Source organism: Bradyrhizobium sp. UFLA03-84, assembly GCF_002289535.1.
Taxonomy (GTDB): domain Bacteria; phylum Pseudomonadota; class Alphaproteobacteria; order Rhizobiales; family Xanthobacteraceae; genus Bradyrhizobium; species Bradyrhizobium viridifuturi.
In genome coordinates, this window is sequence record NZ_NSJY01000017.1 from 650,916 (window position 1) to 674,079 (window position 23,164).

The window sequence follows — 23,164 nt, forward strand, 5'->3', positions numbered from 1 at the left end:
TTACGCCTTCGGCTTGCAGTGCATCAGGCCGGTGCGGCGGCAGCTCGCCACCACCTCACCCCGCTGATTGGTCATGGTATGCTCGAATTCGACGATACCCTGGGTCGGCCGCGACTTGCTGGCCCGCTTGCCGACGATCTTGGTATGCGCTTTCAAGGTATCGCCATGAAACACCGGCTTCGGAAACTTGACGTCGGTCATGCCAAGATTGCCGACGGTCGTGCCCAGCGTCGTATCGTACACGCTCATGCCGATCATGATGCCGAGCGTGTAGAGGCTGTTGAACAGCCGCTGGCCGAATTCGGTCTTTTCGGAGAAATGCGCGTCGAGGTGCAGCGGCTGCGGGTTCATGGTCAGTAGGCTGAACATGGTGTTGTCCATCTCCGTCACGGTCCGGCTGAACTCATGATGGAATTCCTGCCCGACCTCGAACTCTTCGAAATACAATCCAGCCATTTACCGTCCCTTGTAGTTGGGCGTCCGCTTCTCGACGAACGCATTCAGCCCTTCCTGGCAATCTTCCGTCGACGCGACCACCACGAAACTTTCGGCCGTGTTCTCCACCGAGCGGCGGAAATCGGCATCGACCGCTCGCATGAAGGCATCGCGGCCGATCTTCATCACGATCGGCGATTTTGTTGCCAGCTTTCGCGCAATCTCGCGAGCACGCTCCAGCGCCGTGCCCTTCGGCACCACCTCGCTCAGCAGACCCATGCGGAAGGCCGTTGCCGCATCGAAGGGCTCGCCGAGGAACAACGGGCCGAACGCCTGATGCTTGCCGACCAGCCGCGGCAATTGCACGAAATGGATCGCCGGGATCAGGCCGACGTCGATCTCGGGATAGCCGAAGGTGGAGCCGTCGCCCGCGATGATAATGTCGCAGGAGATCGCGATCGTCATGCCGCCGGCGCGTACCGCGCCGTCGATCGCCGCAATCGTCGGCTTGCCCATTCGGTACTGCGTATCGTTCAGTGCGAAATACAGCCGCTCGAGGAACGTTTTGGTCTCGATCGCGGGCTTGCCCCTGACGATATCGAGGTCGAGGCCGGCGCAAAAAACCTTGTGGGCGCTGCTGATGATGACGGCGCGCACCGCCTCGTCATCGCGGGCTTTTGCCAGCGCCGCCAACAGCGCGTCGATCAAGGGGATGCTGAGCGCATTGACCGGCGCGCGGTCCAGTACGATCTCCGCGATCTGTCCAGTGACCGAGTAACGAACGAGGTCCGTGCTCATAATGTGTCGTCTCCTCTATCGCTTGGCTTGCCGCACCGCGCCTGATTGCAGCAGGCCGTCGATCTCAGCGGAACCAAATCCGGCTTCTGTCAGCACAGCGCGGCTGTCCTGCCCGACATCCGGCGCAGGGCAGAGGTGATCCTCGGACAGGCTCGCGATCCCCGGCGTCCGCGGCGAATAGACCGCGCCGACGCCGGGCGTGTCCTGGCGCACCGACGCCCTGGTCGCGTCGACGTGAGCGTTGCGCAGCCATTCACCGGGATTGAGGATACGCTCCGCGATGATATCGGCCGCGTGCAGCGCCGTGAGCCAGGCATCCGTCGGCTGGGTCAGGAAGACCTCGCGCAGCTGCGGGATCAGCGTGTCGGCCGCATCGGCACGCCGGGCGAAGTCGGCAAAACGCGGATCGCTGGCGAGATCCTCGCGCGCGATTGCATTGCACAGACGCTTGTATTGCGGCTCGTTCACCAGCGTCACCATCATCCAGCCGTCCTGTGTCTGGTACGTTCCGGCCGGCACATTGAGCGCGCGCGGCGCGCCGCCCTCGAGGATGAACTCGGCGACCTTGTGGCCAAGCAGCGCCGACGTCGACTGGCAGAGATTGACGTCGATCCAGCGGCCGGTGCCGACCGTCGCGCGCGCGAACAGGGTCGTCGCGATCGCCTGGAACGCATAGACGCCGGTAACGACGTCGGAAATGGTCGTACCGACCCGATGCGGCACGCCATCGGTGCCGACGTTGACCGAGACCAACCCCGAAAATGCCTGTGCCACCGAATCCGAGCCGGGCCGCTTTGAATACGGCCCGCTTTGCCCGAAGCCGCTGACCGAGAGATAAATCAGGCCAGGATTGTCGCGCGACAGGCTCTCGTAGCCGAGCCCGAGCCGCCCGGCGACACCGGGGCGAAATCCTTCAATCAGCACGTCGGCCTCACGCGCCAGCCGCTGGGCGACCGCGATCCCATCCTTGTTCTTCATGTCGAGGCACAGGCTGCGCTTGCCGCGGTTGTAGACCGCCGAGAGCGTCGTGTGATTGCCGTAGGTCGTGCCGAGATAGCGCGACCAATCGCCCTCGGGCGGCTCGACCTTGATCACGTCGGCGCCATAGACCCCGAGCAGCATCGCACAATAGGGCGAGGCGATCCCCTGCCCGAAATCGAGCACCTTCAGCCCGCGGTACGGCGCCTCGTGCGTCGGCGTCAGCTTCCCCGCCATTTGTCCTCCCACAGCTGTCGAAGAGCCCTATCGGATGATCCTCTGGATCACGCCCTACAGCGCCAGATAGCGCTGCCGGATGTTGTCGTTGGCCTTCAGCTCTTCGATGGAGGATGTGTAGACGATCTGTCCCTTGTCGATAACCGTCGCGTGGCTCGCAAGGCCAAGGCAAAAATGCATGTTCTGCTCGGCGATCAATACTGTGGCACCGCCGCCGCGGAGCTGCCGCAGCAGTTCGCCGATGCGCTGCACGATAATCGGCGCCAGCCCCTCGCTCGGCTCGTCTAGCAGCAGCAGCACCGGATTGCCCATCAGCGTGCGGGCGATCGCCAGCATCTGCTGCTCGCCGCCGGACAGCCTTCCGGCGATCCGGTGCCGCAGCGGCTCCAGCAGCGGAAACACGTCGTAGACGCGGCGGATCGACCACTCGTCCTCGCCTTCAGGCCCCTTCTTCTGTCCGATGACGAGATTGTCCTCGACCGTGTGCTCGGGAAAGATCTGGCGGTCTTCCGGCACGAAGCCAAGCCCGGCCCGGGCGATGAGATGCGACCGCATTCCGGATACCACCCGGCCGCGCAAGCTCACCGTGCCGCGCCGTGCGGGCGCCAGCCCCATGATCGCCTTCATGGTGGTCGACTTGCCGGCGCCATTTCGGCCGAGCAGCGCCATGGTCTCGCCCTTGCGCACCGACAGGCCGACGCCGAACAGGATCTGGCTGGTGCCGTAGTAGACGTCGAGGTCCTCAACCTGCACCACCGGCTGCGCGCTCATGCCACCGCTCCCGCGTGGTCGTCGCTGCCGAGATAGGCTTCGATGACGGCTTCATTGCTGCGGATCGCATCCGGCGTCCCGGTCGCCAGGATCCGGCCGTAGCACAGCACGACGATCTGCGGCGCGATCTTGAACACGATGTCCATGTCATGCTCAATGAACACGACGGTGATCTTCTGCTTCTCCCAGAGCTCGCGCACCTTGTCGATCATGCGCCAGCGCTCTTCGGTGCCCATGCCCGCGGTCGGCTCGTCCAGCAGCAGCACCTTGGGTTCGAGCACCAGCGCGAGCGCGATATCGAGCAGCTTCTGGTCGCCATGCGACAGCGTCGCCGCAGTCCTGTTGCGCTTGCCGGCAAGGCCGAGCAGCTCCATTGCATGCTCGGCGCGGTCGCGCGTCTCGGCCAGCGGGAAGCGGCGATGCATCGCGCCGGCGCGGCGCTGATCCGCGCAGACCGCGGCCAGCATCGTCTCCTCGACGGTCAGCGACGGAAAGATGCTCGCGACCTGGAAGGCGCGGCCGATGCCATGGCGCACGATCTCCGGCGGCGCCTTGCCTGCCATGTCGACGCTATTGAGCAAGATCTGCCCGGCATCAGGCCGCAGCGCACCCGTGATCAGGTTGAAGAAGGTGCTCTTTCCCGCCCCGTTGGGGCCGATCACGGCGGTGAGCGAGCCGTCGGCAAAGTCGAGCGAGACATTGTCGGTCGCCTTGACGCCGCCGAAGGATTTGGAAAGCCCGCGAATTTCCAGCATGGCTAACCGCGCCCCTCGCCGCGACGCTGCGCGAACCATTCCACGACGAAGTCCATCAGGCCCTTCCGCAGGCCGATGGCAAAGAACAGAATTACGATGCCAAGCACGATGCCGTGATACTCGGTCAGGCGCGTGACGGTATCGTTGAGGATCAAGAGCAGCACCGTGCCGACCATCGGCCCGAGGAAGGTGGTCACGCCGCCGAGCATGTTGATGAAGATGCCCTCGCCGGAGATCGTCCAATAGGCGAACTCGGGATAGGCGCCGGAGACGAACAGCGCCATGATCATGCCGCCGGTCGCGGCGAACAACGCCGCCAGCACGAATATGGTCAGCTTGGCGCGCCAGACGTCGATGCCGATGAAGCTCGCCCGCGTGGCGTTGTCGCGAATCATGCGCAGCGTGTAGCCGAACGGCGACTGTGCGATCTGGCGCATCAGGAACAGTCCGATCACCAGCAGCGCGCAGCTCGCGATGTAGAGATGCAGATGGTTGGATAGGTCGATGCCGAGAAACGGCGGCCGCGGAATGCCGCCACGCAGGCCCTGGTCGCCGCCGGTCAGCGACTGCCACGACAGGATCGTCGAATGGATCAGCATCTGGAACGCCAGCGTGACGAAGGCGAAATAGATCTCCTTCAGCCGCACGCAGATCGCACCGATGACGACGGCGACGACGAATGTCATCGCCAGCGTGGCGACGAAGGCCACCGGAATCGCGACGCCGGCCTTCTGCATCATCAGGCCGAAGCCATAGGCACCGAGGCCGAAGAACATGCCGTGCCCGAATGAGATCAGTCCGGTGTAGCCGACCAGCAGGTTGAGCGACGTCGCGAACAATCCGTAGGCTGCGCATCGGATCACGAAGTCGAGCAGTTGCTTGCTGCCGAAGATGAACGGCAGCAGCGCGAGCAGGACGAACGCCACGAGCGCGATCAGCACATCGCGATAGCGCTGCGGCCTGGCGTCGATCCGGGGAGGGGCAAGCGGCTGCGCGCCCTGTCCGGCCTGCAACTCGGTCATGCGACCTCCTTGCCGAACAGGCCGGTCGGACGCGACACCAGCACGATCACCATGAAGAGATACATCAGCCCCTCGGTGAACAGCGGGAAGCCGAGCGATCCGAACGAGCGGATCAATCCGATCAGCAGCGCACCAATCAGGGCGCCCAGGATCGATCCCATGCCGCCGATCACGGTGACGATGAAGGATTCGATCAGAACCGAGAAACCCATGCCCGGCGTCAGCGAGCGCACCGGCGCCGCCAGCGCTCCCGCGAGCCCCGCCAGCATGCCGCCGAGCGCAAACACGCCGCCATAGATCAGCCCGGTGTTGATGCCGAGCGCCGATACCATACCGGGGTTATGTGCCGCCGCCCGGATCACCTTGCCGATCCTGGAGCACGCCAGCCCCAGCCCGAGAATCACGGCCGCAGCGAGCGCCACGCCGATCAGCAGAAGGTAATACGGCGGCACCACGCCGCCGGCGATGAACAGCGGCGGCACCTGAAAGGCGGCCGGCATGCCCATCGACTTGAATTCGGGTCCCCAGATCATGCGGACGACATCGTCGAAGATCAGCACGAAGGCATAGCAGACCAGGAGCTGCATCAGCACGTCGCGGCCGTAGACCCGGCTCATGAACACGCGCTCGAAGATCAGGCCCAGGATCGCGGTGCCGGCCGCGCCACTCAGCATCGCCAGCGCAAAGCTTCCCGTGAGCTGGTAGGCCGTCATCGCAAAATAGGCGCCAAACATGTAGAAGGCGCCGTGGCTGAAATTGACCACCTTGAGCACGCCGAAGATCAGGGTCAGCCCGACGGCGACGAGAAACAGCAGCATGCCGATGATCAGGCCGCTGGTGGTCTGGGTCACCAGGCACGCAGGGCTGGCGAGGCAACTGGCGAGCGCGTCGAGGTCCACGGGAATCATCCATTACGGCGGGCCGCAACGCCGGCGCGCGACAAGCATCAGATGAAAGGCGGAGACAGCTTGCGGCCCTCTCCGCCTGACATGCGGATCAGGTGTAGCCCTTGCTCTTCTTCCACTCGGCTTCGAGTTCGAAGATGGTCTTCCAGTCACCGGCCTTCACATCAGGCACATAGGGCTCCTGCGGGATCGTCGTGCCCCAGCCGATCGCGTAGCCGACCAGTGTGCGATCGTCCGCCCGCATGGTGACGGTGCCATCGGCGCCGAACGGACACTTGATGGTGAGCCCGGTGAGGACTTCCGCGACCTTCTTGCCGTCGGTCGAGTTCGCCTTCTTGACGGCTTCGTTGAGGAACATGACCGCGGTCGCATTCTGCCACGACCAGTTGGTCGGGTACTCGTTGTACTTGGCCTTGTAGGCATCGCCCCAGGCGGCATTCTCCGGCGTCGCCGGGAATGTCTTGATGTAGCGGTCGCCGGAATGGATGCCCTTCGGCAGGTTCTTCACCACTGTGAGCGCGGTGTAATCGGCCATGTTGACCGCGAACACCTCCATCTGGGTGAACAGCGCGTAGATGTTGGCCTGGTCGATGTAGGATGTGAGATCGCCGCCCCACAGGCATGAATAGAGCGCCTGCGGCTTGGCCTGCAGGATCTTGGTCACGACCTCGGTGTAGTCGGGCTGGAACAGTTTTGGCCAGGACTCGCTGATAATCTCGACGTCAGGCGCGAACTTCTTCAGATACAGCACGAACTCGCCGGTGGTATCGCGGCCATAGGCATAGTCGGGCGAGCAGGTCGCCCATTTCTTGAGGCCCTTGGCCTTGGCAATCCCTGCCGCGTAACCAGCGCCGACGATCGAGTCATGAATGCCCTGCCGCACGCAGCGGAAGGCATTTGGAATGTGCTGCTTGGGATCGGCGGTCAGCGACGACGCCTCCGAGCAGGTGTGGATGCAGAGCACGCCGAGATCGCGCGCCACCTCGTGAACCGCGAACGATCCCGATGATGCCTCACCGTCGAGCAGCATCTCGCAGCCGTCGGTGTTGACGAGCTCGCGCGCGATGCGCGCGGCTTCCTGCGGCTGCCCCTTGGAATCGCGGATCACCATCTCGATCTGCCGCCCGGCAAGGCCGCCGGCGGCATTGACCTTCTCGACTTCCAGCATCACCGCGTTGCGCGAGGATGTGCCGAGCTGCGCGACGCGACCCGACAGAATCGTCGGCATGCCGATCTTGATCGTCTTGGCCTGCGCGCGCGCCGCCCATGGCGCAGCAAAGGTCACCGCACCGGCGCCCATCAGCGCAAGCGTCGAGCGCCGGCTGACGCCCGGTTTCCGGGTCCTCGTCATACTCCCCTCCCTGTCGGGTTCGCGTTCCCAAAATCCCTTGCGGAGATCGTTCCGTCTCCATGCCCGTGATGTTTTCAGAGCAAGGGGGGTGACGTCAAGCCAAAGATGAATTACGACTCATAATTCATCTAGGGAGAAAACGGCGCCAGAATTGGCCCGGCGAGCGGCAAATGATCAATCTTTCCAGCTTCATCGCATTTCATGCCAGGCGGACTCCGGACCGCTGTGCGCTGAAATATCGCGGCGAGGACGTCTCATACGCCGACTTTGACCTGCGGATCCGACAGGTCGGCAGTTGGCTCGCGATGCGCGGGATTGCGCCCGGCGATGTCGTCGCCATCCTGATGAAGAACAGCACCGCTTTTCTCGAGTTGGTGTTCGCAACGAGCCATATCGGCGCGGTTTTCCTGCCGATCAACTATCGGCTGTCGGCCGACGAGGTCGGCTACATCATCGGCAATTCCGGCGCGCGGCTGCTGGTCGCCGATGATGAATTCGCCGCGATCGCAACGGGCGGCGCACCTGTGGTGCTGCTAGGTGAAGTCGCACAGTCGAGCGTCACCAATCTCGCGCCCGACATCGCGCCGGCACCGATCCATGTGCGGCAGCCACGCGATTTGATGCGGCTGATGTACACCTCGGGCACGACCGATCGTCCCAAGGGGGTGATGCTCACCTACGAGAACATCTACTGGAAATCCGCCGACCAGACGCTGGTGCTCGGATTGAACACGGACACCCGGCTGCTCGTGGTCGGCCCGCTCTACCATGTCGGCGCGCTCGATTTGCCCGGCATCGCCGTACTCTGGCACGGCGGCATGCTCTGCATTCACCGCAGCTTCGAACCTGAACCCGCGCTCGCCGCGATCGAGCGCGAGAAACTCAACGCGGCGTGGTTTGCGCCGGTCATGACAACGGCGCTCCTCACCTGCCCCAACCGCGAGCGCTACGATGTCTCCAGCCTGCGATGGGCGATCGGCGGTGGCGAGAAAACGCCGGAGCTGCGCATCCGTGCCTTCTCCGACTATTTCAGGAATGCGCGCTACATCGATGCCTACGGCCTCACCGAAAGCTGCGGCGGCGATACCTTCATGGACGCCGGTCGCGAGATCGAGAAGATCGGGTCGACCGGCCGCGCCATCGCCCATGTCGAGATCGAGATCCGCGACGACGCCGGCAAGCGCCTGCCCGCTGGCCAGGATGGCGAGATCTGCCTGCGCGGGCCGAAGGTGACGCAGGGTTACTGGAAGGACCCCGAGAAGACCGCATCCGCTTTCTTCGGCGACTGGTTTCGCACCGGCGATATCGGCTATCTCGATGACGACGGCTTCCTCTATCTGACCGACCGCAAGAAGGACATGATTATCTCCGGCGGCGAGAACATCGCCTCCTCCGAGGTTGAGCGCGTCATCTACGAAATGCCCGGCGTGCGCGAGGTCGCAGTGATCGGCCTGCGGGACGACCGATGGGGCGAAAAGCCGGTCGCCGTCGTGGTGCTGGACGGCGACGCAAAGCTCGATCTGCCCGACCTCACCAATTTCTGCCGCGCTCGGCTCGCCCGCTTCAAGGTGCCGCGGCAGCTGATCATCCGCGACAGCCTGCCGCGCAATCCATCCGGCAAAGTGCTCAAGCGCGTGCTCCGCGCCGAACTCGAGGCCTCCGCATGACACAAGCGACATCCTCCAAGGTGACAAAGCTCAACCGGGTCGAGCGCAACGCCTGGACCAAGCAGAAGATCTTCGACGCCGCGACCAAGGTCGTCGGCAAATATGGCTATGCCGAAGCCTCGGTTGCCCGCATCACCGAAGCCGCCGGCGTTGCGCAGGGTACCTTCTACAATCACTTCGAGAACCGCCAGGAGCTGCTCGACCAGCTGCTGCCGAAGATCGGCCTCGATATGGTCCGCTTCATCCATGCGCGCACCGGCACCGCCGACGAGGCCAGGCAGGAGATCGAGCGCTTCAGCGCGTTCTTCGACTTCATCCGCGAGGTGCCGGAATTCCTGCGGATTCTCAACGAGGCCGAGTTCTTCGCGCCGATCGGCTACCAGAAGCATTTCGACAACATCTCGAATGCGTATGTCCGGATCCTCCAGCGCGCGCGGGCGGTGGGCGCGACCGACAAATTCAGCGACGAGGAATTCGAGGCCATCGTCCAGGTCCTGATGGGCGCCCGCGGCTATCTCAGCCGCCGCTACTCCTATTCCGAGCACGGCGTCACCGCGGTGCCCGACTATGTGATCACGGCTTACCAGAAGCTGGTCACCCGCGGCCTGTTCAATGCCGGCAACAAGGGAAGCAAGACATGAGCGCTGACGGCACCATCCTCGTCACCGGCGGCAGCCGAGGCATCGGCGCTGCAACCGCAACACTGCTTGCCGATCAGGGACACCGCGTCGTCATCGTCGACATCGCGCCGGAACCGCTAGTCGGCACGAACGTCATCCTTTGGCCGGCACCGTTCGACGTCGCGAGCGAGAGCGCCGTGGTCGCGGGCATTGCGGATATCGAGCAGGCACACGGCCCGACCACCGGTCTCGTCAACGCGGCCGGCGTATTCGGCAAGATGCACACGATCGACCGGGTGCGGATGGAGCAATGGGACCGCGAGGTCAATATCGACCTGCGCGGCACCTTCCTGGTTGCGCGCAGCGTCGGCATCGGGATGGCGAAACGGCGGCATGGCGCGATCGTCAATGTCGCTTCGGTGGCCGGCATGACGTCGGGTCCGATCCACGCCTACACCGCGGCGAAGGCCGGCGTCATCCAGATCACCCAGACGCTTGCCGCGGAATGGGGCCGGACCGGCGTCCGCGTCAACGCGGTGTCTCCCGGCTTCACCCGCACGGCGGCGCTCGAAGCCGGCATCGCGTCGGGCGCGCTGAACAAGGACCTGCTGGCCAGCCCGACGGCGATGAACCGGCTGGTCGAGCCAATGGAAGTGGCGCAGGCGATCGCCTGGCTGCTCTCGCCGCAGAGCAGCGGCGTCACCGGCATCAACCTGCCGGTCGACGCCGGCTACATCGCGGGCACCACTTGGGCCGCCTATGGCGGTTTGCCGGAAGCACGACACAGCTAAGGACAACGCATGAATATCGAGCTTCCGCGCCAACACCTCGATCTGTCCTCCGCCATCGCCGAGGGCGACATCCGCGTGCTGCTGATGGTGCTGGTGCACATGACCGGCGACGAGAAGTGGCTCGAGCCGCCCTACAAGCCGAAGCGCGATGTCCGCCTGATCCCCGATCCGGACGCCGGCGTGCCGAAGCCGATCCAGGACGAGATCCGCGCTGCTGTCCTTAACTTGTTCGCCGACGGCACGCCGAAGCCCGTCATCACCGATCCCGGCGATGAGCTGATGCTGCGGATGATGCGCGCGACTCTCGGCGAGAACGTCGCGCCGGAATATGCACCGTTGATGCGCGAGGAAATGGGTTTCGTTCCCCGCGATGCCCGCTGGCGCACACGTCCCGCTGACGAGAGGCTGGCTCAGCAACATGTGCTGATCGTCGGTGCCGGAGTCTGCGCAATCGCGCTCGGCGTTGCGCTCGGACGGCTCGGCATTCCCTACACCATCGTCGAGAAGCAGGACGAGATCGGCGGCACCTGGTATGTCAACCGTTATCCCGGCTGCGGCGTCGATACGCCGAACCACTCCTATTCGTTCTCGTTTGGCGCCCGCAATCCGTGGACGCGCTACTTCGCTCAGCGCCAGGAATTGCTGGACTATCTGCTCAAGGTCGTGCGCGAGCACGACATCCGCAGACACGTCCGTCTCTCGACCGAGCTGGTCGCCTCGCACTGGGACGAAGCCAAGCGGCGCTGGATCTCGACGCTCAGAACCGCGAACGGCGATGAGACCTTTGAGTCCACCGCGCTGGTCAGCGCGATCGGTCAGCTCAACGATCCCCTGCCCGCCCGCTTCGACGGCGACGAGGATTTCAAGGGCCTCAAGGTCCACTCGGCGCTGTGGTCCGACCACATCAAGCTCGATGGCAAGCATGTCGCCGTGATCGGCACCGGTGCCACCGCGATGCAGCTGGTGCCGTCGATCGCCGATCGCGTCGCCTCGGTCACCGTATACCAGCGCACCGCGCAGTGGGCGCGGCCGGTGAAAGGCTATTCCGATCCGATCACCGAAGGCGCGCAGTGGCTGCTGGCGCATCTGCCGTTCTATGTGCAGTGGTATCGCTTCAACATGTTCTGGCGCTACGGCGACGGGCTGCTGCCGTTCCTGCGCAAGGATCCGGCCTGGCCGCACCCCGAACGCGCTGTCAACAAGGGCAATGACCGCCACCGCGAGGAGCTCGCCGACTTCATCCTCTCCGAACTGAAGGACCGCCCGGACCTGATCGAGAAGTGCATGCCGACCTATCCGCCCTACGGCAAGCGTATCCTGCTCGACAACAACTGGTTCAAGACGCTGACCAGGTCAAATGTCGAGCTGGTCACCGACAAGATCGACCACTTCGCAACCGACGGAATTGTCACCGCCGACGGCACATCGCGGCAGCACGACATCATCGTGATCTCGACCGGCTTCAAGGTCTCCGAGATGGCAGCACGTCTCAACATCACCGGGCGCGACGGCAAGAACCTCAAGCAGGTCTGGGGAAACGACAATCCGACCGCCTATCTCGGCCTCACCGTACCTGACTTCCCCAACTTGTTTCTGATGCTCGGCCCGAACTCGGGACCCGCGCATGGCGGCAGCGTGATCTTCCAGTCGGAATGCCAGAGCCGCTACATTTCGGCCTGCCTGGTTGAGATGATCGAGAACGACATCGCGGCGATCGACGTCGATCCCGCTGCGCATGACGAATACATCCGCAACGTCGATGCGGAGCATGCGCGGCTGATCTGGACGCATCCGGGCATGACGACCTACTACCGCAACAGCCGCGGCCGTGTGTTCTCGGCAATGCCGTGGCGGTTCGTCGACTACTGGAAGATGACGCACGATCCCGACTTCACGCAGTATCGAAAGACCAGGGCGTGACAGGAAGGCTGACCTGAATTCCCTTGTTCGTTAACTTGACAGCAGGCCATAACTGCCGCAGCATTTCGATGACTGCACCTGTTGGGGTGCTGGAGCGCCTGCTCCTCGCGTCGCAGGAATTGTCGGACGATTATGGGATCGGCCGCCAGGCAGCAGAAGCGGACAGATGTCCGTCGGCCCACCCTTGGAGAGGAGCATGACGCCACCGGCGCAAGCCAGCGACCTTGCTCAGCGGCAAGGTCTCGGTGCACGTTGAGGCGATAGCAGCTGCTAGCCGCGTGCGCTGCCGACAATCTGAACATATCCGCAGGACGAGAGCGCAAAGGCCAAGCGCTTTTGGATCCCGAAACACCACTGGTCTATACCAGATATCCTTCGCTAAAACGAAGTAGCAGGGCCCCGCGATGCTTGAATGCACCGGGGCCCATTCGCTTGCGCGCCGTCTCCCCTTCATCACGCCGCATTGTGTCGCCGCTCGGGATCGGGAACAATCGTCCTGACGGGATCAGGAGCGATCATGGAAAAGCCGCGGGTGCGCGTCTACACCGACTACAAATCTCCCTACGCCTATGTCGCCAACAAGCGGCTGTTCGAACTCGAGGAGACCTTCGGCGTCGAACTGGAATGGCTGCCCTACACGCTGCGCATTCCCGAGTTCATGGGCACGGTCGAAGGGCGCACGCCGCATTTCTGGCGCAAGGTGCGCTACTCCTACATGGATGCGCGGCGGTTCGCCAACGCGCAGGAACTGACCATGAAGGGCCCGCGCCGGATCTACGATGCCTTCTATTCAAGCGCTGGGATGCTGTTCGCGCAGCGCCATGGGCTGTTCCGGCCCTATCATGACACGGTCTTCCGGAAGTTCTGGAACCACGAGCTGGAGATCGACGAGTTGTCGGAGATTGCCGGCGTGATTGCCGCTATCGGCGGATCTACCGACGCGTTCGAGGCCTATGTCAACGGCCCTGCCCGCGCCGAGCACGATCGCATCATCGACGAAGCCGAAGCGCTCGGCGTGTTCGGGGTTCCCAGCATGTTGTTCAACGGGGAACTGTTCTGGGGCGGCGACCGTATCGACCTGCTGGTCGAACGGATCAGAAATCCGGAATCGATCGCGCTCGCACTCGGGAGCAGGCACCGAACCTAGGCTCACGCCGTTTTGAACCTGCTTGCCCTCCGCGATCGATCAGCCTCCGTTCAGGATGACCCAACATCCGGTGCGTTCCAGCAAGGGCTTCAACGCAGTGCGATCGCCAGCATCGAGCGCGGCGAACTTCTCGCGCAACTGCTGCAGGCACTTCACCTGATACTTGAACGGCGCCAGCGCATAAGGCAGGCCCCAGACGTTGATCTCGAGGCGCTCAAGGCCCTTCGCGAACGCATCTGCATTGGCGGCCAGGAACGGCAGATAGAGTTCTCCTGCGATCCGCAGCAATGCTTCAGCGAACCCGCCAAGCGCCTGCTCGCGCGAATACCAGCTGCCCTCGACACCGGATGCGTCGTCGAGCCGCCGCACCCAGTGATCGGTGAACGGCGCGCGTTCGCGCATGATCCGCATCGGGGTCGGGTCGGTCGCCATCTCGCTGAGTTGTCCGAACCAGGCAAAGTCCGCCAGCGACGGCTGGCTGCCGAACAGATAGTTCGTCATGCCGACATACGGCTCGAATGCTGCCAGCGTCCGCCGATAGCTCTCCTCGAGCAGCGGCCGGTTCTCGTCCGTCGCACCGAGAATGACCATGCGCGAGATCTGGCGTTGCCGGAACTCCTCGATCTCCTCCCGGCTGCCGGCTCGCGCTTCCGACGTCGACCATTCCTCGCCGGCCCAGCGTGACACATAGGCCTGATCTTCCGGGTCCCACCAGCGATAGAGAAACAGGGGCTTCACCGCCCATTCGTCGGCGACGTCCTCGAGCAGATCGCAGACGAAAGCGACCGCCTTGTCCTCCGGGATCACCGACCTCCCCTGATGGCGCGCTTCCAGATCATAGGCAAGTGTCGTGGTCTCGCCGCGATAACTGCCGTCGGGATATTGCAGGACCGGAATCAGCATCGGCTTCAGATGCGCGGTCGCCGCGCGCAGCGCCTTGGTCATGATCACCCAGTCGTGCGGGATCCGCCGGTAGCGCATCAGCGCGCGCAGCTTGATCGCATAGGGCGACGCGGTCGAGCCGATCAGGCGATAGCGGCCTTCAGTCATGACGACGTTTCCGAAAATGCCGGGCTGCCGTAGGGATAGAATCGTGTGAGGTCGACATTCCTGTAGGGCAGCTTGTCCAGACGCGTGGTGCCGAGGAACGGTTGCTCCGGCTCGACCAGCAGGATCGTCTTGGCAAAGCCATTATCGTCGAAACCGCGCCGGAAATGGACCCGCGACTTGATCGCCATCACGTCGAATGCATCGATGTCAGGCACCAGCGCCTTCAGCGAAAACGGCTCCATGATCTGCACCAGATAGGTGGACAGGATCAGCACATTGTTTCGGCCAAAGCGCACGCAGACCCAGAATTGACCGTAGCCCTCGCCCGCCGCCGAGATGGTACCCTGGATCCGAACCGGATCGCCCGCCGACTCGTCGGCGAGACCGCCGATCTCCATGTCGAAGTTATCGCCGGCCTTGGCACCGGCGGCCTTTAGACTCGCCGTCGCTTTGCCGTCCGCAATGGTCGCAACCACGGTATTGGGGAGGTCCTGCGCGATGATCTCGCGCAGCAGCCAGGTTGCCGATCCCGAACGGTCGCTGTGATCGGCGAGCACCACCGGCGTGTTGCGGTCCGCGACGGCCTGCTTCGCCAGCGCGACGCCCTCGGTGATGCTGTGGAGTTTCGTCGATTGCAGCAACGCTTCACGCAGCCGCCAGATCGTACCGGCGAGATCGCGCGCGATTTGCTCGGCGAGCTTCGGGTTGTCGTTGGTCAGGACCTGCACGGTCATGCCGACGTCGGGAACATCGGCGAACGGAAAGCCGAAGAAGATATTGACGTAGACGTCGACCTCGCGCGCCTCCCACACCAGCGCGCGCTGCACGAGATCCATCCACGGGCGTGCTCCGGTCCATTGCAGCACGGTAGGTGAGATCACCGGAACCTTGATCGTCCTGTGTACCGGCTTGTAGTCGCCGCGGATCGCCCGCACCAGCATGCGCGCCGCGCGCTCGCCCTGCAGATGCGCATCATAATGCGGGAAATATTTGACGGCGAACGCCATGTCCGCCTGCTCAAGGAACGCCTCGTCCTCGTTGCCGTGAGGATCAAAGGTCGCGGCGATGAAAGCCGAGCGCCCGACCACCTCGCGGACTTGTCGCGCCAGATCGGCCTCCGGCCGCGGCACGTCGCGCACGGCCATGGCGCCATGCAGGCACAGATAGACGCCGTCGAACGGCCCCTCCTCCTTGAGCCCGGCAATCATCTTGCCGGTAAAGGTCCGATAAGCCTCCTGGGTGATCCAGCCCGATCCAGTGTAGGTCTTCGGCCAGAGCGGCGATTCGATGCCGACCAGCTCGACCTCGGAGAACTCGCGCGCAACCTGCACGAAGCCGCCCATGTAGTTCTTGGGATCGAACTGCAGCAGCGCCTCGCCCTTGGCCGGCGAGCCCGGATAGATAAAGTCGTCGAGCGTGGTCTCGTTCGGCAGGAACGAGACGGTTTCGTGGGAGAAATGCAGGACGGCGATACGTATCTTGCGATCGCTCATTTTGGTGCGCCTCGGCTGTTTTCCGCAGTGTGGCATCGAAGGCGCCGCGCGCCAATCCGCATTCGGTTTTTGCCCGACAGACCTGCAAATAAGCAGACGCGACGCGGCTTACCGCCGCGCCGATTCTGCTATGGTCCCAGCCAAATAGTCGGGCCCGGCCTCGCAGACATCCCAAGGAGAGAACACCATGAATCCCCCCGTCAGCTCGCCCGCAATCAAGGTCGTGAAATCCGTTCGCGAGCAGGTGAGCGCCGAGGAGTGGCAGGCCCGCGTCGATCTGGCCGCCTGCTACCGTCTCACCGCGATGTACGGCATGACCGAGATGATCGCTAACCACATTTCCTGCCGGGTGCCCGGCACCACCGACCAGTTCCTGATCAACGCCTACGGCATGCTGTACGAAGAGATCGACGCCTCCAGCCTGATCAAGGTCGACGTCGAGGGCAACACGCTGCTCAACGCCAGCGACTATGACGTCAACGTCGCCGGCTTCGTCATTCATAGCGCCATCCATATGGCGAAGCATGACATGGACTGCGTTGCGCACACCCATACGCCGGCCGGCATGGCGGTCTCGGCAATGGAATGCGGCCTGCTGCCGCTGGCGCAGACCTCGATGCGCTTCCTGCACATCGCCTATCACGACTTCGAAGGTATCGCCGACAATGTCGACGAGCGCGAGCGGCTGGTCCGCGACCTCGGTGACAACGAAGCGATGATCCTGCGCAATCACGGCCTCTTGGTGGTCGGTCGCACCGTGCCCGCCGCCTTCAACGTGCTGTTCCGGCTCGAGCGCGCCTGCCAGACCCAGGTGATGGCGCTGTCCTGCAACACCAAGCTGATCTATCCGCCGCAAAACATCCTCGAAGACACCTATGAGCGGATGCTGCCCAAGCCCGGCCGCGCCGCCCGCAACGGCGAGCTCGCCTGGCCGGCGCTGCTGCGCAAGCTCGATCGGGCGGATCCGTCGTATCGGGATTGAGGCGGTTGAGCGCGAGGCGCCACTCCGAATAACGCCGTCGTCCCGGCGAAGGCCGGGACCGATACGCCGCAGCAGCCGTCGCAGGCGAGACTCGGCGTTCCAGCATCGCGTAACAGTTTGCATTCGTCGTTATGCGTCCCGGCCTTCGCCGGGACGACAATGAGTGTTTGGCGCTGCTGATGAGCCATACGCCTGCGCTCTCGCGACATCAGGTCCGAACTCCGATCACCCTGCGCGGAGCCACACCGGAATGCGTAACCAAACGGGTCCCGCTCAGCTTACCGCGACAGGGCATCCGCAGATCGCACTCACCGCTTTCCGCGCGATCTCGCGCAGTTCGGTGCGACGCGCACCGGCACGCGCACGGATCGCGATACTGTGCATCGTGGCCGATGCCAGGATCGCGAGCGCTTCAGGATCGGCGTCGGCTTTGAGTTCGCCTCGCTCTCGCGCGGTCTGGAAGCGAGCTTCGAAATCGGCGTCGATCGCACGGAGTCCCTTCGCCACGCTGCTCCGGATCGCGGTGTCTTCGACCGATTCGACGACCGCGGTACCCAGCACAAAACAGCCGCGCGCGCTGCCGCGCCCCGAGAAATAGATCGACAGCGCGGCGTCGTAGGCCAACATCAGCGCGTCGGCCAGCGGACGCTCCTGCGCCAGAGCTTCGCGCGTCGCGGCCAGACTGATCTCCCAATAGCGATCCAGCGCCTCGAGATAAAGAGCATGCTTGTTTCCGAAAGCAGCGTAAAGGCTCGGCGGATTCATGCCCGTAGCGGCGGCAATGCTATCCAGCGTGGTTCCGGAATAACCGGTCCTCCAGAAGGTTTCCGTGGCTTGCTTCAGCGCGGCTTGGGCATCGTACGCCTTCGGCCGCCCCCGCCGTGCCGGGCCCGATTCGCTGTTCTTTCCCGCCATTGTGCAAATACTCCGATAACCGTTAGCTCACCTATATTTGTATACACCGTTACAAAAATCAAGAGCGCCCCTCTTGACGCCGATCGGGCTCGCTCTATTTTGTCATCAACGTTACAAAATTAAACGGATTGGTGAAGGGCCCTACGATGCGCTTCGATTTTTCGCCGTTCGCCGGCTGGATAGGCGAGTTCAAGGCGTTCCGCGCAGGCGAAGCGCCGATTCAATTGACGGGTGCCATGGGGGCGAATGCGGTCGAGGCACGCTTCGACGGCGGGACCGCCCGTCCGGTATCGGAACCTGCGACCGTGACGTCCGGCAGGGGCTTCAGGGAACGGCTACGGCGGACGCTGATGATAGCGGTGCCGCTGTTTGCCGCAGCAATAGGCGCTGCGGTCTATTTCGCCGGGGAGCCTTACGTCTCCACCGATAACGCGTTCGTCCGCGCGGCGAAGATAACGGTCAATGCCCGCGTCTCGGGCCAGGCGGTCGAGGTCGCCGTCCACGATAATGAGCGGGTCCGCCAGGGCCAGCTGCTGTTCCGGATCGATCCGGAACCCTATCAGATCGCGGTTGATCAGGCGGAGGCACGGCTCGGCAGCGCACGCCTCCAGATCGACGCGCTGAAGGCGACCTATCGCCAGCAACGGGCCGAACTGCAGTCCGCCCAGGATACCGCGGCGTTTGACGAACGCGAATACGAGCGCAAGAAGGCGCTGGTCACCTCGGATTTCACGCCGCGCGCGGTCTATGAGCGCGCGGAGACCGATCTCAAGGTCGCCCGCCAGCGCATCGTGTCGGTCGAACAGCAGATCGCCAACACGGTGGCTGCGCTGGACGGCGACGCCGACATCGCGATCGATCGCCATCCGACGGTTCGTGCAGCCAAGGCCCAGCTCGATCGTGCGAAACTCGACCTCTCCTATGCAACAGTGACGGCGCCGGACGACGGCATCGTGACCAGGGTTGATGACCTGCAGATCGGCGGCTTCGTCAATGCCGGCGCACCGGTGTTTTCGCTGCTGTCGAGCCGGCACGTCTGGATCGAGGCGAACTTCCGCGAAACCAGCCTGACCCATATGCGCCCAGGCCAGGCCGCGACGATCGACGTCGACGCCTATCCGGATCGCACCTTCAAGGCGCACATCGTCAGCATGAGCCCGGGTACCGGTTCGGATTTCTCTGTGCTGCCGCCTGAGAATGCGACCGGCAACTGGGTCAAGGTCGTGCAGCGACTGCCGGTGCGCCTCGAGCTCGATGAGGTTGATCCCAACCGGCCGCTCTATTCGGGCATCAGCGTGACGGCACAGGTTAACACCGGCTATCGCCGCGCCTGGGGTCATCCGCTCCAACTCGCCAACGCGATGGGGGCGGCCAAATGAGCACCACCCTGCCATCAGCGGGAGGCGATGGCCATCGCACTCTCGCGCTATCAGCGTTCGCGGCAACCTATATGCAAGCCGTCAACATCTCGCTGCCGAATGCCGCTCTGCCCCATATCCAGGGCGCCCTGTCGATGGCCACCGACGAGGTCGGCTGGGTGTTCTCTTCCTACATCGCCGCGAGCGCAGTGGTGATGTCGGTGGCGAACTGGCTCGCCGGACGATTTGGCCGCAAGACCGTCTATCAGATGTCGCTCGCCGTCTTCGCGCTTGCGCTTCTGCTCGATACGCTCGCAACGAGTTCAGTGCAGTTCGTGCTCGCCAGGGTCCTTCAGGGTGCGGCGAGCGGACCGCTCGCGCCGCTGTCGCTGGCCATCCTGCTCGAGACACGTCCGCCGGCGCAGCATGCCCGGATCAACCTGATATGGTCGTTGTGCTTCCTGATCGGAATCAGCAGTGGGCCGGGCATTGGCGGCTGGCTCAGCGAGTACTATGGTTGGCGGTCGATTTTCTATGTCAGCCTGCCGGCGACGGCGCTTGTTATGGTGGTGACGGCGTTGCTGCTCCGCGAGAAGCGGGCCGAGCGCTCGAAGCCGTTCGACTTCTTCGGGCTTGCGACTTTCTCGCTCGGTATGATCGGGCTGCAAATGCTGCTCGACCGTAGCGAACGCCTGGAATGGTTCGCGTCGACTGAGATCTGGATCGAAGCAGGTGCCTCGGTGCTCGGCTTCTACCTGTTCATCGTGCACGTTCTGACCACGAAGACGCACTTTCTCCGCACGGCGCTGTTCAAGGATCGCAATCTGGTTCTCTCGACGGTGATCTCGTTTGCGCTTGGATTCGTGTTGCTGCCAACCCTGGCCCTGACCTCGCCGATGCTGGAGGAGTTGCTCAACTATCCGGTTGACACCACCGGCTTCATGACCATCCCCCGCGGCGTGGCGCTGGTTGGAACAGTCGTGATGACGAGCCTGGTGCCCGCCCAGATCGACTACCGGCCGTTCATGCTCGGCGGAATGGCACTTGTGGTCTATGCCAACTGGATGATGCTCGGCTATTCGCCACAAATGGACTGGCAAGCCGTGGTTCAGACCGGCGTTCTCCAGGGGGTTGGTCTCGGCATGCTGATCCCGGCGCTCGGAAAGGCGGCGTTCGGAACACTTGATCCGAAGCTGCGCCCGGAGGGTAGCGCCCTGCTCAACCTGTCGCGGCTCTATGGCAGCACGATCGGAATCGCAGTGGTGCAGATCTTCTTCTACAACAATACGCAGGCCATGCACGCGGCACTCGCCCGCGACCTCACGCCGTACCGGGCCGCCGCGCATGTCGTGGGTTCGATCGGAGCGCCGGGTCTTGCCGCGCTCAACGAACTGGTCACGCAGCAGGCCGCCGTGGTGGCGGTGATCGGCCAGTTCGAGATCCTGATGTTCGCCATACTGGTCGTCAGTCCGCTGGTGCTGCTTCTCCGGAAACCGCGGCCGGCCAACTAGGAAGGGAATATGAGCATGACAATGTCCAGGACGCTTCGTGACACGCGGCTTCCCCTTAATCACGGCGCTGGTGCAATGCCGGCGGTCGGGTTTGGCACACTGATCCCGGATCCGCTTGCAACCAGACAAGCCACCAGGACCGCGCTGGAGGCCGGATTCCGCCTTCTCGACGGTGCGGAACGCTACCGCAACGAAGCGGCGGTCGGCGAGGCAATACAGGACGCCTTCAGTGCAGGAATCGTGCAACGCGAGGAACTGTTCGTCATGACGAAGCTGTGGAACACAAATCATCGCCCGGAACGGGTTATGCCTGCTTTCGACGCCAGCCGGCGGCGATTGCAACTCGACGTAATCGATTGCTATCTGATCCACACACCTTTTGCCTTCCAGCCAGGTGATGAGCAGGATCCGAGGGACGAACGCGGCCAGGTGATCTACGACCCCGGCGTGACGCTGGTGGAGACGTGGCGGGCGATGGAACGCCTGGTGGACGACGGCCGCTGCAAGGCGATCGGCCTGTCGGACATCACATTGGAGAAGCTGCGCGAGATCGTTGCGGTCGCACGGATCAAGCCTGCCTTGGTGCAGGTCGAGTCTCATCCCTATCTTCCCGAATGGGAGCTGCTCGAATTCTGCCGGCAGAATGGCATCGTGCTGCAGGCGTTTGCCGCGCTGGGGCATGCCATGAAGCCCAATCTACTGGAGGATCCCGTCATTACCGCCATCGCGCGCCGCCTCGGCAAGACCCCGGCACAAGTTGCCCTCGCCTGGGCCGTGCAGCGCGGCACCGCTTTCCTCACCACCTCGACCAATCCTCAGCGCATCCGCGAGAACTTCGATATCTCGGCGTTGCCCGAGGATGCCATGCAGGAAATGCGCGACCGCATCACGACGAACGTCCGGTTCAACTCGGTGGTGCGGACCGGCGTGCCGGGTTTCATCCCGGGATCGCGATGAACCGCCTTACGGCAGGCTGGACGCGCAGCGCGAGACGCGCGACCGTTCAGGTACCAAGTTGAATCGTCCGCTCCAGCGCCGCGGCGAAGCCGTTGAGCGGGACATTGAAGACGACCGCCTGCCCGGTGTTGATATTCTGCGCGGCAACGGTCAGCGTCTTGGCCTTGCTCATGGTGTCGGTCACAACGGTGGGAAAAGACACCGGAAGCAGACAGCCTTGCGCGGTGCAGGTGGAGAAGCGCGTCTGCTCGAGGTCCTTGCCGTCAAGCTTGACGACGGCCCCGGCGTCGAGCTTGAGCCCGAGCGGCATCAACATGTTGCCTTCGGCCCTTCCGTTCCGTGGCAGCAGTTCGATGGCGAAGACTTGCTGGTTGGTCTCCTTGGAGGTCTGTGTCTGGCTGAGTGTGCACAGCCTTGCTCCGCCGTCGAGCTGACATTTGACGATCCAGTCTCCGTAGGTCTCGCTGATCGCGGACGCGCCCTTGGGAAGCTGCACGGGATGGACCGCGCCATCCATCGTGGACGTTTGGCTCCGCGTGTCGATCGGAACGGAGACGCCGCTGGCATCCGATAGATCAGGGGCTCGAGCGGCTTGCGCCGAACTGATGTCGGCCAGAATGGCGAGAACGACGATCGACCGAAGACGTTTGCCCGCTGCACTGACTCCGACCATGCATTCGCTCCGCCACGTTACGTCCGGAAACCGATTTTCCATTTTGTGGGCATATTTCCCACGTAGAGGTACGTGTACTTGGAGACCCGCGGACATGCAAGAGCTTCTCGCCGCCACCGTGATCGTTGCGATCGTTGCATTCTGCGGCGGGTATTTTTGGGCAGTTGCGCGTGAGATCAGGATCTCGGACAAGCAACAGCGCAAATGACCCAGCCGTCCTAGCGGCAGAACAGCATCGCGAAGACCCGTTCCTCGCCTGATTTGCCCGCGGGGCGCGTTTTCAATTAAGCTCGCCGGATGGACATGCTCGTCAAGCTCTATGCCCTTCCCGATTCCCGGCCCGCCTATGATCGGTTGCAGCAGGCCGGAATTGTCATGCGCCGGGCGCTCGCCCCTGAGAAGCACAAGGTCGTCGGCTGGATACGCGAGACATTCAGCAAGGCATGGGCTAGCGAAACCGAAGTCGCGTTCAGCCACCAGCCGGTCTCCTGCTTCATCGCGATCCAGCACAAGAAGATCGTCGGGTTCGCCTGCTACGATGCAGCCTGCCGTAACTTCTTCGGCCCGACCGGCGTCGCACCCAAGGCGCAGCAGGGCGGCATCGGTAAGGCGTTGCTGTTCGCCTGTCTCGAGGACATGAAGCACCAGGGCTTCGGCTACGCCATCATCGGTGGTGTCGGGCCGGCAGACTTCTATGCGAAGGCCGTCGGCGCGGTGGCGATCGAAGGCTCCGCGCCGGGAATTTATCGGGGACTGCTGTAGATGGCGGGTTGCGCTTCGCTCGACCGATAGCAGCCTGGGTTGTGACCCTGCCTTGGCGAATTCAGG

At 63.5% G+C, this 23,164-nt stretch carries 22 protein-coding genes; 10 read left to right on the top strand and 12 right to left on the bottom strand.

The window, feature by feature from the left end; genetic code table 11:
- The 8 genes from CK489_RS35780 to CK489_RS35815 all read right to left on the bottom strand — a co-directional run bounded on the left by CK489_RS35780 (position 1) and on the right by CK489_RS35815 (position 7,252).
- The gene (locus CK489_RS35780) at positions 1-456 is read right to left on the bottom strand and encodes a MaoC family dehydratase (RefSeq protein WP_050628612.1); all 456 of its coding nucleotides are present in this window, start codon (positions 454-456) and stop codon (positions 1-3) included.
- Positions 457-1,233: an enoyl-CoA hydratase/isomerase family protein gene (locus CK489_RS35785; RefSeq protein WP_095735579.1), complete on the bottom strand. Its 777-nt coding sequence runs from the start codon at positions 1,231-1,233 to the stop codon at positions 457-459. It abuts the gene before it with no gap.
- A 15-nt stretch (positions 1,234-1,248) separates the two neighbouring features.
- Positions 1,249-2,448, bottom strand: a complete 1,200-nt coding sequence (locus tag CK489_RS35790) for a CaiB/BaiF CoA transferase family protein (RefSeq protein WP_095735580.1) — start codon at positions 2,446-2,448, stop codon at positions 1,249-1,251.
- A gap of 54 nt (positions 2,449-2,502) precedes the next feature.
- Positions 2,503-3,219 carry an ABC transporter ATP-binding protein gene (locus tag CK489_RS35795; protein WP_095735581.1) on the bottom strand — a complete coding sequence of 239 codons (717 nt, stop codon included), beginning with the start codon at positions 3,217-3,219 and terminating at the stop codon, positions 2,503-2,505.
- Positions 3,216-3,974 carry an ABC transporter ATP-binding protein gene (locus CK489_RS35800; RefSeq protein ID WP_095735582.1) on the bottom strand — a complete coding sequence of 253 codons (759 nt, stop codon included), beginning with the start codon at positions 3,972-3,974 and terminating at the stop codon, positions 3,216-3,218. Before CK489_RS35800 ends, CK489_RS35795 begins: the two co-directional genes overlap by 4 nt.
- A gap of 2 nt (positions 3,975-3,976) precedes the next feature.
- The gene (locus CK489_RS35805; protein ID WP_050628617.1) at positions 3,977-4,996 is read right to left on the bottom strand and encodes a branched-chain amino acid ABC transporter permease; all 1,020 of its coding nucleotides are present in this window, start codon (positions 4,994-4,996) and stop codon (positions 3,977-3,979) included.
- Positions 4,993-5,895, bottom strand: coding sequence for a branched-chain amino acid ABC transporter permease (locus CK489_RS35810; RefSeq protein ID WP_095735583.1), 903 nt, complete (start codon positions 5,893-5,895; stop codon positions 4,993-4,995). Before CK489_RS35810 ends, CK489_RS35805 begins: the two co-directional genes overlap by 4 nt.
- A gap of 97 nt (positions 5,896-5,992) precedes the next feature.
- Positions 5,993-7,252: an ABC transporter substrate-binding protein gene (locus CK489_RS35815; RefSeq protein WP_095735584.1), complete on the bottom strand. Its 1,260-nt coding sequence runs from the start codon at positions 7,250-7,252 to the stop codon at positions 5,993-5,995.
- Between the two features lie 170 nt (positions 7,253-7,422).
- Between CK489_RS35815 and CK489_RS35820 the strand changes: the two genes are divergently transcribed.
- From CK489_RS35820 to CK489_RS35840, 5 genes are all read left to right on the top strand, one after another.
- Positions 7,423-8,919 (top strand): AMP-binding protein, encoded by a 1,497-nt coding sequence (locus CK489_RS35820; protein ID WP_095735585.1) that lies wholly within the window; start codon positions 7,423-7,425, stop codon positions 8,917-8,919.
- The gene (locus CK489_RS35825; RefSeq protein WP_095735586.1) at positions 8,916-9,560 is read left to right on the top strand and encodes a TetR/AcrR family transcriptional regulator; all 645 of its coding nucleotides are present in this window, start codon (positions 8,916-8,918) and stop codon (positions 9,558-9,560) included. Before CK489_RS35820 ends, CK489_RS35825 begins: the two co-directional genes overlap by 4 nt.
- Positions 9,557-10,330, top strand: a complete 774-nt coding sequence (locus CK489_RS35830) for an SDR family NAD(P)-dependent oxidoreductase (RefSeq protein WP_095735587.1) — start codon at positions 9,557-9,559, stop codon at positions 10,328-10,330. Before CK489_RS35825 ends, CK489_RS35830 begins: the two co-directional genes overlap by 4 nt.
- Positions 10,331-10,339: 9 nt before the next feature.
- Complete coding sequence (locus CK489_RS35835; RefSeq protein ID WP_095735588.1) at positions 10,340-12,250, top strand: flavin-containing monooxygenase; 1,911 nt, start codon at positions 10,340-10,342, stop codon at positions 12,248-12,250.
- 517 nt (positions 12,251-12,767) lie between these two features.
- Positions 12,768-13,397, top strand: a complete 630-nt coding sequence (locus tag CK489_RS35840; RefSeq protein ID WP_095735589.1) for a 2-hydroxychromene-2-carboxylate isomerase — start codon at positions 12,768-12,770, stop codon at positions 13,395-13,397.
- 39 nt (positions 13,398-13,436) lie between these two features.
- On the opposite strand, the gene CK489_RS35845 is transcribed toward CK489_RS35840, so the two are convergent.
- Together CK489_RS35845 and CK489_RS35850 are read right to left on the bottom strand one after the other, a co-directional pair.
- Positions 13,437-14,447, bottom strand: coding sequence for a glutathione S-transferase N-terminal domain-containing protein (locus tag CK489_RS35845; protein ID WP_095735590.1), 1,011 nt, complete (start codon positions 14,445-14,447; stop codon positions 13,437-13,439).
- The gene (locus tag CK489_RS35850; protein ID WP_095735591.1) at positions 14,444-15,940 is read right to left on the bottom strand and encodes a M81 family metallopeptidase; all 1,497 of its coding nucleotides are present in this window, start codon (positions 15,938-15,940) and stop codon (positions 14,444-14,446) included. The genes CK489_RS35845 and CK489_RS35850 overlap by 4 nt, the downstream gene beginning before the upstream one ends.
- 187 nt (positions 15,941-16,127) lie before the next feature.
- Between CK489_RS35850 and CK489_RS35855 the strand changes: the two genes are divergently transcribed.
- Positions 16,128-16,922, top strand: a complete 795-nt coding sequence (locus CK489_RS35855; protein ID WP_095735592.1) for a class II aldolase/adducin family protein — start codon at positions 16,128-16,130, stop codon at positions 16,920-16,922.
- 273 nt (positions 16,923-17,195) lie between these two features.
- On the opposite strand, the gene CK489_RS35860 is transcribed toward CK489_RS35855, so the two are convergent.
- Positions 17,196-17,837, bottom strand: coding sequence for a TetR/AcrR family transcriptional regulator (locus CK489_RS35860; RefSeq protein ID WP_050628626.1), 642 nt, complete (start codon positions 17,835-17,837; stop codon positions 17,196-17,198).
- A gap of 146 nt (positions 17,838-17,983) precedes the next feature.
- Here CK489_RS35860 and CK489_RS35865 point away from each other — a divergent pair, with 146 nt between their 5' ends.
- Genes CK489_RS35865 through CK489_RS35875 form a run of 3 tightly spaced genes read left to right on the top strand, consistent with a single transcriptional unit; the run spans position 17,984 to position 21,663 of the window.
- Entirely contained in the window at positions 17,984-19,216 is a 1,233-nt protein-coding gene (locus CK489_RS35865; RefSeq protein WP_245350637.1) for an HlyD family secretion protein, read from the top strand.
- On the top strand, positions 19,213-20,706 hold the full coding sequence (locus CK489_RS35870; protein WP_050628628.1) for a DHA2 family efflux MFS transporter permease subunit: 1,494 nt from the start codon (positions 19,213-19,215) through the stop codon (positions 20,704-20,706). Before CK489_RS35865 ends, CK489_RS35870 begins: the two co-directional genes overlap by 4 nt.
- 15 nt (positions 20,707-20,721) lie before the next feature.
- Positions 20,722-21,663 carry an aldo/keto reductase gene (locus CK489_RS35875; RefSeq protein WP_095735754.1) on the top strand — a complete coding sequence of 314 codons (942 nt, stop codon included), beginning with the start codon at positions 20,722-20,724 and terminating at the stop codon, positions 21,661-21,663.
- A 46-nt stretch (positions 21,664-21,709) separates the two neighbouring features.
- Here CK489_RS35875 and CK489_RS35880 read toward each other — a convergent pair whose 3' ends face one another.
- A complete protein-coding gene (locus tag CK489_RS35880) occupies positions 21,710-22,336 on the bottom strand; it encodes an invasion associated locus B family protein (protein ID WP_095735593.1) in 627 nt (208 codons plus the stop codon).
- Positions 22,337-22,633: 297 nt separating this feature from the next.
- Between CK489_RS35880 and CK489_RS35885 the strand changes: the two genes are divergently transcribed.
- A complete protein-coding gene (locus CK489_RS35885) occupies positions 22,634-23,098 on the top strand; it encodes a GNAT family N-acetyltransferase (RefSeq protein WP_095735594.1) in 465 nt (154 codons plus the stop codon).
- The last annotated feature ends 66 nt before the right edge of the window (positions 23,099-23,164 follow it).